Genomic DNA, 14,680 nt, shown 5'->3' on the forward strand with positions numbered 1-14,680 from the left:
AGCAGTGGCTCCCCGAGGGCTAATTGATGAGGGACAGGGTATGGGCATTCTCTACAATCAGGTGGCGGATCAGCTTCAGGCATTAATTCATGAGGGCGTATACCGGGATGGAGACCGGTTGCCAGGCGTGCGCCTTCTCAGCCGGCAGTTCGGGGTGAGTATTTCGACCATTCTGCAGGCACACCAGACTCTGGAGGCGCGGGGCTTCCTGCAGGCCCGGGAGCGCAGTGGTTATTTTGTACGTCTGCCCGCAGTGGACGCACCCGAGCCTATCATGCGTCGGCACCGGAGCCGACCGGTGCCGGTCAGTGCCCGTGAGATGGCGCTCGATTTGTGTGCCGACGAGCAGAAACGCATGGTGCCCCTGGCTACCGCGCTTCCACACCCGGATTACCTGCCACTGCGTCAGATCCAGCAGAGTACGCTGTGGGCGGCGCGGAGAGGCCGCGAAACGCTGGATTACGCCTTTCCCGGGAAGGAAACTTTCCGGCGACAGATTGCCCAGCGCATGGCCACAATCGGTGTGCCGGTAACCCCGGATGAAGTGCTGGCTACCAATGGTGCTCAGGAGGCTATCATCCTGGCGCTGCGGGCGGTGACCCAGCCCGGCGATATTGTGGCGGTCGAATCGCCGTCTTTTCCCGGCATTCTTCAGGCCCTTGAGGTTGTCGGGCTGAAGGTAATTGAAATCCCCACCCATCCCTCTGAGGGGTTGAGTCTTGAGGGGTTGCAGCTGGCACTGGAACAGTGGCCATTGAAGGCGTGCGTTGTGGTGACCAATCACAGCAACCCTATGGGGGCACGGATGTCAGACGAGCGGAAAAAACAGTTGGTCTCCATGCTGGCGGCTGTGGGAGTTCCTCTGATTGAAGACGATATATACGGGGATCTCCAACATTCGGGAGACAGGCCGCGGCCGGCAAAGGCGTTTGATCGTAGCGATAATGTGATTTACTGCAGTTCCTTTTCAAAAACGATCTCGGCAGGTTTGCGCCTTGGCTGGATGGTGCCCGGGCGTTACATGGCCAGTGCCCGGCAGCACAAGTATTTCATGAACCTGGCCACCTCCTCGATTTCCCAGATGGCGGTGGCGCATTTTCTGGAACAGGGCGGCTATGACCGTTATCTGCGGTCAGCCCGGCAGAATTATCGGGAGAGTACCGAGCGGATGCGCGCCGCCGTGGCCCGGGCATTTCCGGAAGGCACCGCCGTAAGTCGGCCCCAGGGTGGCTTCGTGCTCTGGGTGCAGTTGCCGGACGGTGTTTCCGGAACCGGGGTCTATCAAAAGGCCAGGGCCGAAAATATCAACGTCGCTCCGGGACTGATGTTTTCTACCGCCAACAAATACGAGAACTGCCTGAGGCTGAACAGTGCCAATCCCTGGAGTGAGCGGATTGAACAGGCGGTGGCCAGGCTGGGTGCACTGGCTCACGAGGCGCCGGTCGCCGAGTGCTAAGGTTGCTCTTTTCCTTCGCCCCGAAGGTCGAGAGGGTCCAGCAAGCCAGCCGCAATGGCGGTTCCGGTAACGTCTGGCAAACGGTCTGCACCCAGGCGTTTCATCACCCGGGCCCGGTAAAGATCAATGGTCTTTACGCTGACATTCAACTGGTCCGCGATTTCCCGGCTGGTGTAGCCCCTGGCCAGCGGAAGAAAAACGTCCCGCTCTCTGCGCGTCAGGGTTGCAAGGAGAGCGTCGGTGGTTTCGTCCCGGGACGGCTGATTGTCGGTGTGCCTGTGTTCCTGTAGCGCCTGTTGCACGCTGTCTAACAGCAGTTGTTCATTGAATGGCTTCTCAATGAAATCGAAGGCACCAAATTTGAATGCCCTGACAACGATGGGTACGTCAGCGTGGCCGGAGACGAAGATAATAGGCAGATCCAGGCCCCGCTTTTGCAGTTCTTCCTGGACGTTGAGGCCGCCGAGGCCTGGCATGCGGACATCCAGAACGACGCAGCCGGCTTTCTTGTTGCCTACAGCGTCAAGGAATGTCCGGCCGTCGCTGTAGGCTTCGACGTTCAGGCCAACCGATTCCAGCAACCACTGGGTCGATTCCAGCATTCCCGCATCGTCGTCAACAATACAGACGGTGGTGGCTTCCGGTTTCGCGTGGTTAGTCATCTGGCTGGATCTCCGTGGTTGTTGTTCTGTGTTTCTGGCCCTGACTGGCGGGAAAGCGGCAAATCAGGGACAGGCCCCCGGTTTTCGCCGGGCGTGCGTCCAGGAAGCCACCAAATCCTTCAATGATTGAGCGACTCATGGAGAGCCCGAGGCCCAGCCCCTGCGGCTTGCTGGTGTAAAACGGCTGGAACATCTGTCGGATGGATTGTTCATCAAGTCCGGGGCCTTCATCGATGACTTCAATCAGGGTTTCGTCCTGATCATTGACGCAGGTTGTGATGACAATACGGGACGGTGAGGGTGACGCCTCGTCATCTCGGGCTTCAGTATTGGCTTCGATGCCATTGCGGATCAGGTTGATCAGAACCTGCTCCAGAAGCACCGGGTCGGCCGTGATCACCGGGGCGCGGCGAGCCAATCTCTCATAGATTCGAACCTGATTTTTTTCTGCTTCCCCCTGGCACAGTCGCGTTACGTTGGTAACCACATCATTCAGCGCTATTGGCGCTGTCCGCTTGTGGCCCTTGCGCAGGAAGGCGCGCAGGCGCTTGATCACTTCCGAGGCGCGGTTGGCGTGGTGAACAATCTTTTGCAGCCCGTCGTCCACCCGATCCAGGCATTCGGGGTTGGTTCGGGCGCTTTTCAGATAGCGTTGGCTGGCGCTGGCAAAGTTCACGATGGTTGCCAGGGGCTGGTTCATCTCATGGGCAATACTGGACGCGAATTCGCCCAGAGTTGCCAGTCTGGCGGTGTGGGCGAGTTCGTCTGCCAACCGACGACTGTTTTCCTCCGATTCCACCCTGGCAGTAATGTCCCGGGAGACGCTGACTACTTCGATAACGGCGCCGGTGTAGGTTTCGCGAATGGCCCGGCTGGCAATTTCGAACCAGCGGCGGGAGCCGTCCCGGTGATTAATCTCAACGGTCATGGTGGCATAGCCGTCATCCCTGAGCCGGTTGCGGGTTTCCGCCAGTTTTTGTGCCACGTTGTTGCCCCGCAGGATCTGATCAAGTGGCTTGCCCCGAAGCTCTTCCGGCCAGTATCCCAGTAACCGCCAGGAAGCGGGCGTAGCATCGATAAAGTGCCCGCCTGGTGCGTGCCGGGAAATGAGGTCGGTGGTGTTTTCGGTGATCAGCCGGTAAAGCCGGTTGGACCGGGTGGCCTCCTCCCGGCCCAGCACCTCTTCGGTGGCATCTCGCGCCCGGGCCAGAACCCGGCTGCTGCCGGAGTCAGGGATAAAGCTCCAGATCAGGATACGCTCCGAGGCGTTGACGGGGATTCTGGATTCCACGTTTTCTATGGCCCTGTCCTGTTCAAGGGCGGACTTGATCAATGCCATGAAGTTGACCGGGAGCAATCCGACTGACGAGGCCAGATTTGCGTTCTGGCGCAGCGTATCGCAGGCACGGTTACCCATGAGCACGCTGCCGGTGACATTCAGAATCAATCCGGGTTGCGGGTCGGCGTCGTGCAAACTAAATACACTTGAAGGGGAAGAATCGGTCATGGCTTTATTTATAGTATATTACCCATAATACATTGGTATAATTTCTAGTATTTCTTCTATCCAATACTATTCTGGCCAGCCCGAAGTATAGCTATTTTAGCGATATTCCTGAATACGTCATAAGAACAACAGTAATCAAGAGGACCACGCAATGACCTCGATCTTCGACCAGGGCCTAGCGCCCGTTGATGCAAACTACGCCGTCCAGTCTCCAATCGACTTTATTGAGCGCACCGCCAGTGTTTACCCGGAATACCCTGCCATTGTTCACGGGGCGATCCGGTATAACTGGGCACAAACCTATGAACGCTGCCGCAGGCTGGCATCTGCTCTGAAGGGGCGTGGAATTGATCGCGGTGACACCGTTGCCGTGATGCTGCCGAATATTCCTGCCATGGTGGAAGCCCACTTCGGGGTTCCGATGATTGGTGCAGTGCTCAATACCCTTAACGTCCGTCTGGATGCCGAGGCGATTGCCTTCATGCTTGGGCACGGTGAGGCCAAGGTTGTAATCGCGGACCGGGAATTCGGTGAGGTGATTAAAGACGCCGTTAGCCGTCTGGATAACAAGCCTCTGGTGATTGATGTTGATGATCCCGAGTACGGCGAGGGTGTTCAGGTCAGTGACCTGGATTACGAGGCCTTCCTGCAGGAAGGGGATCCGCAATTCCAATGGAGCTTTCCCGAGAACGAATGGGATGCCATTTCCCTGAACTACACCTCGGGCACCACCGGTAACCCGAAAGGTGTGGTTTATCATCATCGCGGCGCTTACATAAATTCCATCGGCAACCAGACTGTGTGGTCCATGGACATGCATCCGGTGTACCTGTGGACCTTGCCGATGTTCCACTGCAACGGCTGGTGTTTCCCCTGGACCATCACTGCCATGGCCGGTACCCATGTCTGTTTGCGTCGGGTTGATCCCGAGAAAATCCTCCAACTGATCCGCGACCATCAGGTCACCCATATGTGTGGTGCTCCGATTGTGCTCAACGCACTGCTGACTGTTCCGGAATCTGCCAAGGCAGGTATTGATCACGAAGTGAAGTCGATGACTGCTGGCGCAGCGCCTCCCGCCCAGGTGATCGGTGCTATCGAAGAAATGGGTATCCAGGTGACTCATGTCTATGGCCTGACCGAAGTCTACGGCCCGGTGACGGTGTGTGCCTGGAAGACTGAATGGGATGCGCTGTCATTGCACAATCGTGCCCGCAAAAAAGCCCGTCAGGGCGTTCGTTATCACACCCTGGCAGGCACTATGGTTGGTGATCCGAACACCATGGAGCCGGTGCCTAAAGACGGCAAGACCATTGGTGAAATTTTCCTGCGCGGTAATACCGTGATGAAAGGTTACCTCAAGAACCCCAAGGCGACCGAAGAAGCTTTCCGGGGAGGCTGGTTCCACACCGGTGATCTGGCGGTATGGCACGAAGACGGATATATGGAGATCAAGGACCGACTCAAGGACATCATCATCTCCGGTGGTGAGAATATCTCCACCATTGAGGTTGAAGATACCCTGTACCGGCACCCGGCGGTTCTGGAAGCAGCCGTGGTCGCCCGGCCGGATGAGAAATGGGGCGAAACGCCTTGTGCTTTCGTGACGCTGAAGCCTGAAGCGGGGCAGGTCAGTGAAGAAGACATCATCAACTTCTGTCGCGAACATCTGGCCCGGTTCAAAGTACCCAAGACCATCGTCTTCTCGGAACTGCCCAAAACCTCTACGGGCAAGATTCAGAAGTTCGTGCTGAGAGATCAGGCCAAAGAGCTCAACTGATCTCCTGACCGGCTGCGCTGTCCGGGCGCAGCCGACTCTTACCTGAAAAACAACATTATCAGGCACACGCGCCGCGTGAGCCCGGAGGTCCTTTTATGCAAATGTTTCACCGAAAGAACGGGGAAGAGCAGCCGTACTGGCCGGCTGGTCCCTTCAAGATCCGCCTGCCGTTTGTCCATTACCGTTGGGAATTTGCGGAGATGGTCCAGGCGTTGATCATGTTCGTGGTCAGCCTGGCCATGATTCCGCTGCTTGAGAAATACCTGGGCGTGCCTTACGACGTCGCCCTGGCCTACGTGGTGATCTGTGGTATCGGATTCATGTTACCTGCACTGCTGGGCGTCCCGTTGGTGCCAGGCTGGATAACACCCGGTATTCCGGTCGTGCTGCTGTTCCTGAGTGACTATGAGCCAGGCCCTGAAGCGATCCAGGCCCTGTTCGCCCTGCAATTCCTGGTGTTCATCATTTTCCTCGTACTCGGTGTTACCCGGCTTGGTAGCAAGCTGGTGGAACTGATTCCCCGCTCCATGAAAGGGGGAATCATCATTGGGGCCGGTATCGCAGCCCTGATGGGTGAGATCGAGGCCGGGGGCCGACTGGCAAATACGCCGATCTCCCTGATCATCGGTGGTCTGGTGTGCCTTTACCTGATGTTCTCCGTGTCTTTCAAAGGCTTTGTTGAAAGCAATTCGATTGCCCGCAAGATTGCCAACTACGGCATGGTTCCGGGGATGGTGGTGGCTATCCTGGTTGGCTTTATCACGGGCGAATACGCGGTGCCGAACGTCGAGTGGGGTATTACCAAACCGGCCTTTGATGAGCTGTGGAACTACCTGCCATTCGCCGTTGGTTTTCCGGATGCGAATGTATTCCTGTACGCGATTCCAACGGCGGTGATTGCCTATGTAATCGCCTTCGGGGACATCGTGGTCGGCCAGTCACTGATGAATCGCGTCGATCATCTTCGTAAAGATGAAGACATTGATAACAGCATTGACCGTGTGCACCTGGTAACCGCTATCCGTAACGGTGGTCATGCGTTTTTCGCGCCCTATCCTGGCCTGGCCGGTCCAATCTGGACGGCCGTGACTGCGACCATGGCTGAGCGTTACAAATACGGCCGTAATGCCATGGACTCCATCTACAGTGGCGGTGGTACCTTCTGGATCACCGGGTTTATCGCACTGTTTGTTCTGCCCCTGGTGAGCTTCTTCCAGCCGGTGCTGCCGATCGCCCTGTCGCTGACCCTGCTGCTGACGGGCTATATCTGTCTGATGGTTGGTCTGGAACAGCTGGAAAACAATACTGAGCGCGGCATTGCCGGCACCATGGGTGTGGTTCTGGCGGTGTACGGTGCAGGCTGGGGCCTCGCCACGGGTGCTGTCCTCTATTTCCTGATCGAACGCACCAAATTGCTTGGCTTTACCGCCGACCCGGAGGCTCCGGGGAAGCAATCCACAGAAGAGCACTAAATCTGTGCCTTCCGGCACTGAGCCGGAGGGCGCTGACCCCCTGTGTGTCCTTGGGAGGCTTCGTGCCTCCCTTTTTTTGCTTTCAATGCAATGTTGACAGACTGTCATTTGGTGACAGGTTGTCATTTTTTTCCTGGTTGTGGCTTCCTTCTCTTCGGTTTCCGGGTTTAAACTGTGTCGACTGATGATTTTTTGTCCGCTGTTCATTGCTGAAAACAAAATTACAAAAACAGGAGGCAGTCATGACAATCAGTTCCACGCCCGAGGGTGTGTCTGTTGAGCCGAGACATTTGCGGTTCGATATCGAAGAAGACCTCAAAACGCTCTGGCATGGCGATGATGCCTTCCGGACAGCGTTTTTCAACGCACTGTCTCTGCAATTCCCTCGCGGCGAACAACATTTCATCAATGCTGTTCGGCTTTATCGTGACCGGATCGAGGACCCCAAGCTGAAAGCGGAAATTCGTGGTTTTATTGGTCAGGAAGCCCTGCACAGCCGCGAACATAATGACTATAACGAAGCCTTGAAACTACGAGGCTACGACATCGATGCGTTGGACGCACGATTCCGAAAGCACATGACGTGGGTGAACAAGCTGCCACCAAGCCAGCAACTGGCGGGCACCTGCGGTGCCGAGCATTACACGGCTGTTCTGGCAAACGCCATCCTGAGTCAACCTGAATGGATGGAAGGGGCCACGCCAGCCATGGCGAAGCTCTGGCGCTGGCATGCTGTTGAGGAAACCGAACATAAATCCGTTGCCTTTGACGTTTACCGGGAATGTGTCGGCAATGAACGGCTGCGCCGGGTTATTTTCCTGTTTGTTACCTGGAATTTCCTGAAATACACCTTCATCAATACCTGCAGCTTGCTGAAATCTGACGGCAAACTATGGAAGTTCGGTACCTGGGCGGGTGGTTTCAACTTTCTCTGGGGCAGACCCGGGATTCTGCGTAAGTGTCTGCCGGAGTTTCTGGCTTACCTGCGCAAAGGCTTTCATCCCTGGCAGCAGGACAACCGGGAGCTCCTTGAACGGAACCTGAAGGAACTGGGTATGGCTTCCTCTACAGGGTAGGGGGTGCTGAAATCCCGGGAAGGTTGTGTAACACTAAGCGTCACAAAGAATAACGACAATAAATAAAGGGGACTTCCGATTGAGAAGTTGCCCGAAGTTGGAGGCCCATCATGCGAGTTGGTTTGATCGTCGATTCTGCGTGCGATTTACCCTATGAGTTCAGCCGCAAGCACGATTTGTTCATTCTTCCTGTCACTGCCGTAATAGACGGTCAGACCTATATAGACGATCACGATCCCGTCCGCACCCAGGAGTTCTACCAGAGTGGCCTGTTACAGAAAGGGCACGAGGCCGAAACCCGGGCGTTCACAACGCAACAGATCCATGATCTGTTCATGGAGAAGATCGTTACCCAGTTTGATGTTGCGATCTGTGAGACGGTCACGAAAACCCGCAGCCTGATTTTTCAGAATGCCACAGAGGCGATGAACAGTGTTCTTGCGAAGTACGAACGTGCGCGGGAGGTCGCAGGTCGCGAGGGCCGGTTTTTCATGAGGGTCATCGACAGCAAGCAGATTTTTGCCGGCCAGGGTTTGCTGGTCGCTCACACCCTGAAACTGATCGACGAGAAAGTGTCCAAGAATGCACTGCGTCATGAGGTAGAGAACTTTTCGGACAACATCTACACATGCGTAATTCCACGGGACCTGCACTATATCCGCGAGCGGGCAAGGCGTCGTGGCGACAAAAGCGTATCAGCACTGGGTGCCTTTCTTGGAAAAACGCTCAATATTACGCCGGTCATTTTTGGACAGGGCGCTGAAGGTCAACCTGCTGCCAAAACCCGGAGTTTCGATGTCGCGGTGGAAAAGGTCATGAATTATGCCGCTGCGCGGGTGGAAGCCGGGCTGCTGACCCCCTACGTCAGCCTGTCGTGCGGCCTTACCTGGACAGAGATCGAGGATCTGCCCGGCCTCAATCGCCTCAGGGACGCCTGTGAACGGAACGGTGTTGAACTGCTGCTGTCTCAGATGGGCATAACCAGCAGTATCTATGTCGGTCCAGGCAGTCTTTGCCTGGCTCTGGCTGCAGAACCTCACACCTTCAACGATTTCCAGTAAGCTCATCAAATAGATGCGGTTGAACCGGACTGGCCCGGCCGCATTTGTTCGCCTGTGATTTAAGCGAATCCTCCTGCCCATGCTTCATGTTAGCCTCTGAACAATGCACTCCTTTCCAATAACAGGACTACTGATGCCATGACCAAAGGCAGATCCGATCTGGCTACCGAGTTGCTTGAACAGCATGTGAAGCACGAGCTGGCCTCACTCAAGGGGGCAAAGTTACACAGGTTTCTGGAGCAGGAGGTGACAGAACTCTGGAGTTATGCCGGTAAGATAACCCTGAACCGGATTACCTCAGAGGCGCAGGTGATGGGGGTGATCCAGCGGATTGTGATGAACATGGAGCTGGACCCAGGCATTCCGCGACTGGCGGCGGACATGGCCACCGAGGTGCTTAATGCGAGCGTGCAGTCCCAAACCACTCTGGGGGAGATTATCACGCGTGAGCAGGCAACCGGTTTTCTCGAAGAGGCCCTTGAGCTCAGGCATCAGCGTGAGCGAATCATCAGTGAAATTATGGCTCATCCGGTCTATCAGGAGCTGGTGTCTAACGTGGTTTACCACGGCCTGGTGAACTACCTGTACGAGGACAACCTGATTACCAAGTCTGTGCCGGGTGTCGGTTCAATGATGAAGTTTGGCAAGCGTATGGCCAACAGAGCCGTGCCTGGTCTGGACGAAACCTTTGAGCGGCGCCTGAAGGCCTGGTTATCGGACAGCTTGCCTGGCCTGATCAGTCGGAGTGAACAGTTCCTGCATGAGGCTCTGTCGGATGAGGAGTTACGGAGCAGTGTGATGGCCGCCTGGGAGGCTCTGGAGGGGCGCACCATTGAGGAGCTGCGGGAGGGCCTTGGCGATGTGGAGTTACAGGAGTTTCTAGTGTCAGGTTTTGAGTTCTGGCAGCAGTTCCGCAAGACCGACTACTTTGAAGGCTGTGCCCGGGCCGTGGTTTCACACCTGTTTGCACAATATGGTGAGCGCCCCCTGACGGATCTTCTGGGGGACATGGGCGTAAGCACTGAAGTTGTGATGACGGAGATGGATGCCTACGCAATTCCGGTTATAGACGTATTGAGGGAAGAGGGCTATGTTGAGGCCCTGGTTCGTCGGCGGCTCGCACCTTTCTATACCTCAGCCGCTGCCCGTAAAATCCTCCGGCAGGAGGCCTGACGTCTCGATTACCGGTCGGGCTGTTTTTGAATATAAAGGGAGCCAAGGTTTTGATCTCTGATCTGTTCTGGGCCTATCTGGTCGCCATCACATTGCTTACCATAACGCCCGGTGTCGATACCCTGCTGGTGATGCGTAACACCGGCCGTGGCGGCTTGCGGGATGGTTATGTGACCAGTGCGGGGATCTGTAGTGGCCTGTTTATTCACGCCACGCTCTCGGCACTGGGTATTTCGCTTCTGCTTGTGGAGACTGCCTGGGCATTTTCCGCTCTGAAGTGGGCAGGTGCCTGTTACCTGGTGTGGCTGGGTATTGGCTCGTTGCGTCAGGCTTTTCGCCGTAGCAAAGCCCCAGCGGCGAGCGCAGAAACGGTGGTCCGCCGGAAGGTTACAGTAGCGGTATCTTTCCGGGAGGGTTTGCTGTCCAACGTTCTGAATCCAAAAACTGCACTGTTCTATATGGCTTTGCTACCACAGTTTGTAGATCCTGCGGGAAATGCGTTTCAACAATCCCTGATGCTGGCGGGCGTGCATTTTCTGCTGGCGATGCTCTGGCAGTGCGGTCTGGCCTGGGTGGTGGTCACCTTCCGGAGTCTGGGCGTGAACGCTCGGCTCAAGCAGGTGCTGAATGGCCTGACCGGTGGTTTTTTTGTTGCCATGGGAGCAAAACTGGCCAGTACATAAAGAATCGGGCATCGTTCGGGTAATAAAAAAGGGAAGCCTCAGCTTCCCTTTTTTTGGTCAGTGCCAGTAGGTCACTTTTCCAGATACTGGAGTTTGTCCGGCTTGCCGTCCCACTCTTCAGCATCCGGCAGCGGATCTTTTTTCTCGGTGATGTTCGGCCATTTGCCTGCGAGATCGGCATTGATCTCAACAAACTGAACCTGATCGGCGGGCAGCTCGTCTTCAGAGAAGATGGCTTCGGCCGGGCACTCTGGCTCACAAAGCGCACAATCGATGCACTCGTCCGGGTCGATTACCAGAAAGTTCGGTCCTTCGTAGAAGCAGTCTACCGGGCAGACTTCCACGCAGTCTGTGTATTTGCACTTGATGCAGTTATCAGTAACGATAAACGCCATAGTCAGATCCCTGGTCCAGTGGTCGGTCAGTCTCATCAGGAGCGCCGTCTGGCGCCACCGTTATATTTTAATGCGCGATATTGTAGGGAGCGACCCGCACTGCCGCAAGCGTTAGGCTGCTATAACCTTATTACACAGATCAATTTTCCATTATTTCTTCATCAATTCCTTCAGTTCGTACAGTCGGTTCATGGCATCGCGTGGGGTTAACCCATCCAGATCCAACTCGCTGAGGGCCTCTTCCACCGCGCTGGGCTCAAAACTTGAAAACATATCGCCCTGGTAGACGGGTTCGCTGACCTGAGTGGCTGGTTTTGTGCGTGCGCCATCGGTGTGCCCGGTGCTGTCCGTTGCTGCAGGCGCCGCCGGAGTGGCACTGCCTTCCAGGTGTGAGAGCTGGGTTTTGGCGTTGCGGATTACGTCCTGTGGTACGCCGGCCAGTTTCGCGACCTGAAGCCCATAACTCTGGCTGGCCGGGCCATCGTGCACGTTGTGGAGAAACACAATGCTGTCGTCGTGCTCAGTAGCCGTGAGGTGGACGTTGACGGCATGTTGCAGTTCATCAGCCAGCTGGGTCAGCTCGAAGTAATGGGTGGCAAACAGGGTGTAGCAGCGGATTTCCCGAGCCAGATGTTCTGCGGTCGCCCAGGCCAGTGACAAGCCGTCAAAGGTGCTTGTACCGCGCCCCACCTCGTCCATCAATACCAGACTGTGTTCGGTTGCGTTATGCAGGATGTTGGCGGTTTCGGTCATTTCCACCATGAACGTGGAGCGGCCGCCAGCGATGTCGTCTGAGGAGCCCATTCGGGTGAATATCCGGTCCACCGGGCCGATGACCACGCGATTGGCGGGTACGAAGCTGCCGGTGTAGGCGAGCAGGGCGATCAGCGCGGCCTGGCGCATATAGGTGGATTTACCGCCCATATTCGGGCCGGTAATCACCAGCATTCGTCGCTGGCCATCCATCAGCAGACCGTTGGGGACGAAGGGCTCGTCCAGCAATTGCTCGACCACCGGGTGACGGCCTTCTTCGATATCAAAACCCGGAGACTCGCTGAATTCCGGTGCAGAGAAACGCAGTGAGGTGGCCCGTTCTGCGAAATTGCTCAGAACATCCAGCTCCGCCAGTGCCTGAGCCGCATCCTGGAGTGGCGCCAGTTGCGCCGCGACAGTTTCCAGCACGTCATCGTACAGGCCCTTCTCGCGGGCCAGGGCCCGGCTCTTTGCACTTAAAGCCTTGTCTTCGAATTCTTTAAGTTCCGGCGTAATGAATCGCTCGGCATTCTTCAGGGTCTGGCGTCGAATGTAATCCACCGGTGCCTGATCAGACTGGGCCCGGCTGATTTCGATGTAATAGCCGTGTACGCGGTTATAACCGACCTTCAGCGTGCTGATACCGGTACGCTCCCGCTCACGGGTCTCGACATCAAGCAGGTACTGACCGGCGTTCTCGCTGATGTTGCGCAGCTCGTCCAGCTCCTCGTCGAAGCCTTCCTGTATCACGCCGCCCTCCCGGATCACCACTGGCGGGTTGTCGATGATCGCTCGCTCAAGCAGGTCTGCCAGTTCCGGATACTCACCAATGGTGGTTGCGAGTTTAACCACGTGGTGCGAATTCACCGGCCTCAGTGTCTGCTGAAGATCCGGCAATGCCAGGAAGGCATCCCGCAAGCGGGCCAGATCCCGTGGGCGCGCGGATCGCAGGGCTACCCGTGCCAGTACCCGTTCAATATCACCAACGGCTTTCAGAAGGTCGTGCACCGGTTCGTAGTGAAACCCGTCGAGCAGGGCAGAAACCGCTTGCTGGCGCTGGCGGACAATCTCCACATCACGGAGCGGGCGGTTCAGCCAGCGCCGGAGCTCCCGGCCACCCATGGCTGTCGCGGTGCGGTCCATAACCCAGGCCAGGGTGTACTGGTGACCACCCATCAGGTTGGTATCAATTTCCAGGTTGCGGCGGCTGGCGGCATCCAGGATCACCGCTTCATCACGCCGTTCACGGGTCAGCTTGCGAATGTGGGGCAGGGCGGTGCGCTGGGTTTCCCGGGCATATTGAAGCAGACAGCCGGCAGCACAGACGGCCAGGTTGAGATCCTCGCACCCGAATCCGGTCAGGTCGCGCACCTGTAACTGCTGGGTGATCACCCGTCGGGCGGTGTCTGACTCGAACAGCCAGGGCCCCTGGCGCCGTATGCCGGTGAAGCCTTCCAGTACGTCCTGGTAGGGGAAATCCTCGCTGACCAGGATTTCCGCCGGGCGCACCCGCTGGAGTTCTCCCTGCAGGGCTTCCAGGTTCTCCAGCTCTGACACCGCAAAACGGCCACTGGAGATGTCCAGAGACGCAAAGCCGAATTGCTCCCGGTGGTTATAGATGGCCACAAGCAGGTTGTCGCGGCGGTCCTCCAGATAGGCGTCGTCACTCAGGGTGCCCGGTGTGACAATACGGACCACCTGGCGCTCCACCGGTCCCTTGCTGGTGGCCGGGTCACCGATCTGCTCGCAAATGGCGATGGATTGACCTGCCCGAACCAGGCGGGCAATGTAGCCCTCAGAGGAATGGTAGGGAATACCTGCCATGGGAATCGGGTTGCCACCGGACTGACCCCGGGCGGTGAGCGTAATGTCCATCAGCTCGGCCGCTTTCTTGGCGTCTTCGTAGAAGAGCTCGTAGAAATCCCCCATGCGGTAGAACACCAGTTCATCGGGGTGCTGGCCTTTGATCTTCAGGTACTGCTGCATCATTGGAGTGTGCTTGGAAAGATCGGTCTGAGCTGCTGACATGAACGGGTCCGGTAGCCTTGCTTTGGATGAAGGCGTGAATTGTAAGAAAATAACCGCCGCGATGAAATGAAGGAGGTCATTATGCTGGCCAGCGATCAGGAATTGGAAGGGGCAGGTAACCGCCTTGGTGAACGATTATTGCGTGCCGGCCGCACTGTTGCTACGGCCGAGAGTTGCACTGGCGGCTGGGTTGCCAAGGTGCTGACCGACCGGGCCGGTTCCTCGGCTTATGTACTTGGCGGGCTGGTAACCTACAGCAATGAAGCCAAGCAGGGGCTGCTGGGGGTTACCCCGAAATCGCTGGATGATCACGGTGCAGTGAGCGAGCCGGTGGTGCGGGAAATGGTCGCCGGTGCGCTGGTGGCGACCGGGGCTGATGTCGCCGTGGCCATAAGCGGTGTAGCGGGGCCCGGCGGTGGCAGTGAGGACAAGCCTGTGGGTACTGTCTGGTTTGCCTGGGGCAGTGACTCTGCCTCCACTGTAGCGGTGGTGAAACGTTTCGAGGGCGACCGTGATCAGGTGCGTCGGCAAGCTGTTCTCTTTGCTCTTCAGGGAGTTAACGAATTTGTGAGCGAACTCTGACGGCTTTCACATCCGGAGGGGTTGGTCTCCTCTGCGGGTTATGCTTTAATAC

The 14,680-nt window shown here is 56.8% G+C and carries 12 protein-coding genes; 8 read left to right on the forward strand and 4 right to left on the reverse strand.

From position 1 onward, the window contains the following. Positions 1–40: 40 nt before the first annotated feature. A complete protein-coding gene (locus KO499_RS10970; protein ID WP_215983777.1) occupies positions 41–1,456 on the forward strand; it encodes a PLP-dependent aminotransferase family protein in 1,416 nt (471 codons plus the stop codon). Here KO499_RS10970 and KO499_RS10975 read toward each other — a convergent pair. Together KO499_RS10975 and KO499_RS10980 are read right to left on the reverse strand one after the other, a co-directional pair. Beyond that, on the reverse strand, positions 1,453–2,118 hold the full coding sequence (locus tag KO499_RS10975; RefSeq protein ID WP_215983778.1) for a response regulator transcription factor: 666 nt from the start codon (positions 2,116–2,118) through the stop codon (positions 1,453–1,455). The two genes, KO499_RS10970 and KO499_RS10975, sit on opposite strands and share 4 nt — an antisense overlap. Then, positions 2,111–3,625, reverse strand: coding sequence for a PAS domain-containing sensor histidine kinase (locus KO499_RS10980; RefSeq protein WP_215983779.1), 1,515 nt, complete (start codon positions 3,623–3,625; stop codon positions 2,111–2,113). The genes KO499_RS10975 and KO499_RS10980 overlap by 8 nt, the downstream gene beginning before the upstream one ends. A 151-nt stretch (positions 3,626–3,776) precedes the next feature. Here KO499_RS10980 and KO499_RS10985 point away from each other — a divergent pair, with 151 nt between their 5' ends. The 6 genes from KO499_RS10985 to KO499_RS11010 all read left to right on the forward strand — a co-directional run bounded on the left by KO499_RS10985 (position 3,777) and on the right by KO499_RS11010 (position 10,870). Next, the gene (locus KO499_RS10985; RefSeq protein ID WP_215983780.1) at positions 3,777–5,405 is read left to right on the forward strand and encodes an acyl-CoA synthetase; all 1,629 of its coding nucleotides are present in this window, start codon (positions 3,777–3,779) and stop codon (positions 5,403–5,405) included. A gap of 95 nt (positions 5,406–5,500) precedes the next feature. After that, positions 5,501–6,877 carry a solute carrier family 23 protein gene (locus tag KO499_RS10990; protein WP_215983781.1) on the forward strand — a complete coding sequence of 459 codons (1,377 nt, stop codon included), beginning with the start codon at positions 5,501–5,503 and terminating at the stop codon, positions 6,875–6,877. Between the two features lie 242 nt (positions 6,878–7,119). Beyond that, complete coding sequence (locus KO499_RS10995) at positions 7,120–7,953, forward strand: metal-dependent hydrolase (protein WP_215983782.1); 834 nt, start codon at positions 7,120–7,122, stop codon at positions 7,951–7,953. Positions 7,954–8,063: 110 nt separating this feature from the next. Beyond that, positions 8,064–9,014, forward strand: coding sequence for a DegV family protein (locus KO499_RS11000; RefSeq protein ID WP_215983783.1), 951 nt, complete (start codon positions 8,064–8,066; stop codon positions 9,012–9,014). 138 nt (positions 9,015–9,152) lie between these two features. Further along, the gene (locus KO499_RS11005; RefSeq protein ID WP_215983784.1) at positions 9,153–10,187 is read left to right on the forward strand and encodes a hypothetical protein; all 1,035 of its coding nucleotides are present in this window, start codon (positions 9,153–9,155) and stop codon (positions 10,185–10,187) included. Positions 10,188–10,240: 53 nt separating this feature from the next. After that, on the forward strand, positions 10,241–10,870 hold the full coding sequence (locus KO499_RS11010) for a LysE family translocator (protein WP_215983905.1): 630 nt from the start codon (positions 10,241–10,243) through the stop codon (positions 10,868–10,870). A gap of 71 nt (positions 10,871–10,941) precedes the next feature. Here KO499_RS11010 and fdxA read toward each other — a convergent pair whose 3' ends face one another. Next, positions 10,942–11,265 (reverse strand): ferredoxin FdxA, encoded by a 324-nt coding sequence (fdxA, locus tag KO499_RS11015; protein ID WP_215983906.1) that lies wholly within the window; start codon positions 11,263–11,265, stop codon positions 10,942–10,944. 150 nt (positions 11,266–11,415) lie between these two features. Next, complete coding sequence (mutS, locus tag KO499_RS11020; RefSeq protein ID WP_215983785.1) at positions 11,416–14,046, reverse strand: DNA mismatch repair protein MutS; 2,631 nt, start codon at positions 14,044–14,046, stop codon at positions 11,416–11,418. Positions 14,047–14,127: 81 nt separating this feature from the next. Here mutS and pncC point away from each other — a divergent pair, with 81 nt between their 5' ends. After that, on the forward strand, positions 14,128–14,628 hold the full coding sequence (gene pncC, locus KO499_RS11025; protein ID WP_215983786.1) for a nicotinamide-nucleotide amidase: 501 nt from the start codon (positions 14,128–14,130) through the stop codon (positions 14,626–14,628). Positions 14,629–14,680 lie beyond the last annotated feature (52 nt).

Source organism: Marinobacter sp. F3R08, assembly GCF_018860425.1.
Lineage (GTDB): Bacteria > Pseudomonadota > Gammaproteobacteria > Pseudomonadales > Oleiphilaceae > Marinobacter.

What these genes read in the sequence shown, in the direction of transcription:
- KO499_RS10975 (WP_215983778.1), bottom strand. Translation starts at nt 2,118, where the DNA reads ATGACTAACCACGCGAAACCGGAAGCCACCACCGTCTGTATTGTTGAC.
- KO499_RS10990 (WP_215983781.1), top strand. Translation starts at nt 5,501, where the DNA reads ATGCAAATGTTTCACCGAAAGAACGGGGAAGAGCAGCCGTACTGGCCG.
- KO499_RS10980 (WP_215983779.1), bottom strand. Translation starts at nt 3,625, where the DNA reads ATGACCGATTCTTCCCCTTCAAGTGTATTTAGTTTGCACGACGCCGAC.
- KO499_RS11005 (WP_215983784.1), top strand. Translation starts at nt 9,153, where the DNA reads ATGACCAAAGGCAGATCCGATCTGGCTACCGAGTTGCTTGAACAGCAT.
- fdxA (WP_215983906.1), bottom strand. Translation starts at nt 11,265, where the DNA reads ATGGCGTTTATCGTTACTGATAACTGCATCAAGTGCAAATACACAGAC.
- KO499_RS10970 (WP_215983777.1), top strand. Translation starts at nt 41, where the DNA reads ATGGGCATTCTCTACAATCAGGTGGCGGATCAGCTTCAGGCATTAATT.
- KO499_RS10995 (WP_215983782.1), top strand. Translation starts at nt 7,120, where the DNA reads ATGACAATCAGTTCCACGCCCGAGGGTGTGTCTGTTGAGCCGAGACAT.
- KO499_RS11000 (WP_215983783.1), top strand. Translation starts at nt 8,064, where the DNA reads ATGCGAGTTGGTTTGATCGTCGATTCTGCGTGCGATTTACCCTATGAG.
- pncC (WP_215983786.1), top strand. Translation starts at nt 14,128, where the DNA reads ATGCTGGCCAGCGATCAGGAATTGGAAGGGGCAGGTAACCGCCTTGGT.
- KO499_RS10985 (WP_215983780.1), top strand. Translation starts at nt 3,777, where the DNA reads ATGACCTCGATCTTCGACCAGGGCCTAGCGCCCGTTGATGCAAACTAC.
- mutS (WP_215983785.1), bottom strand. Translation starts at nt 14,046, where the DNA reads ATGTCAGCAGCTCAGACCGATCTTTCCAAGCACACTCCAATGATGCAG.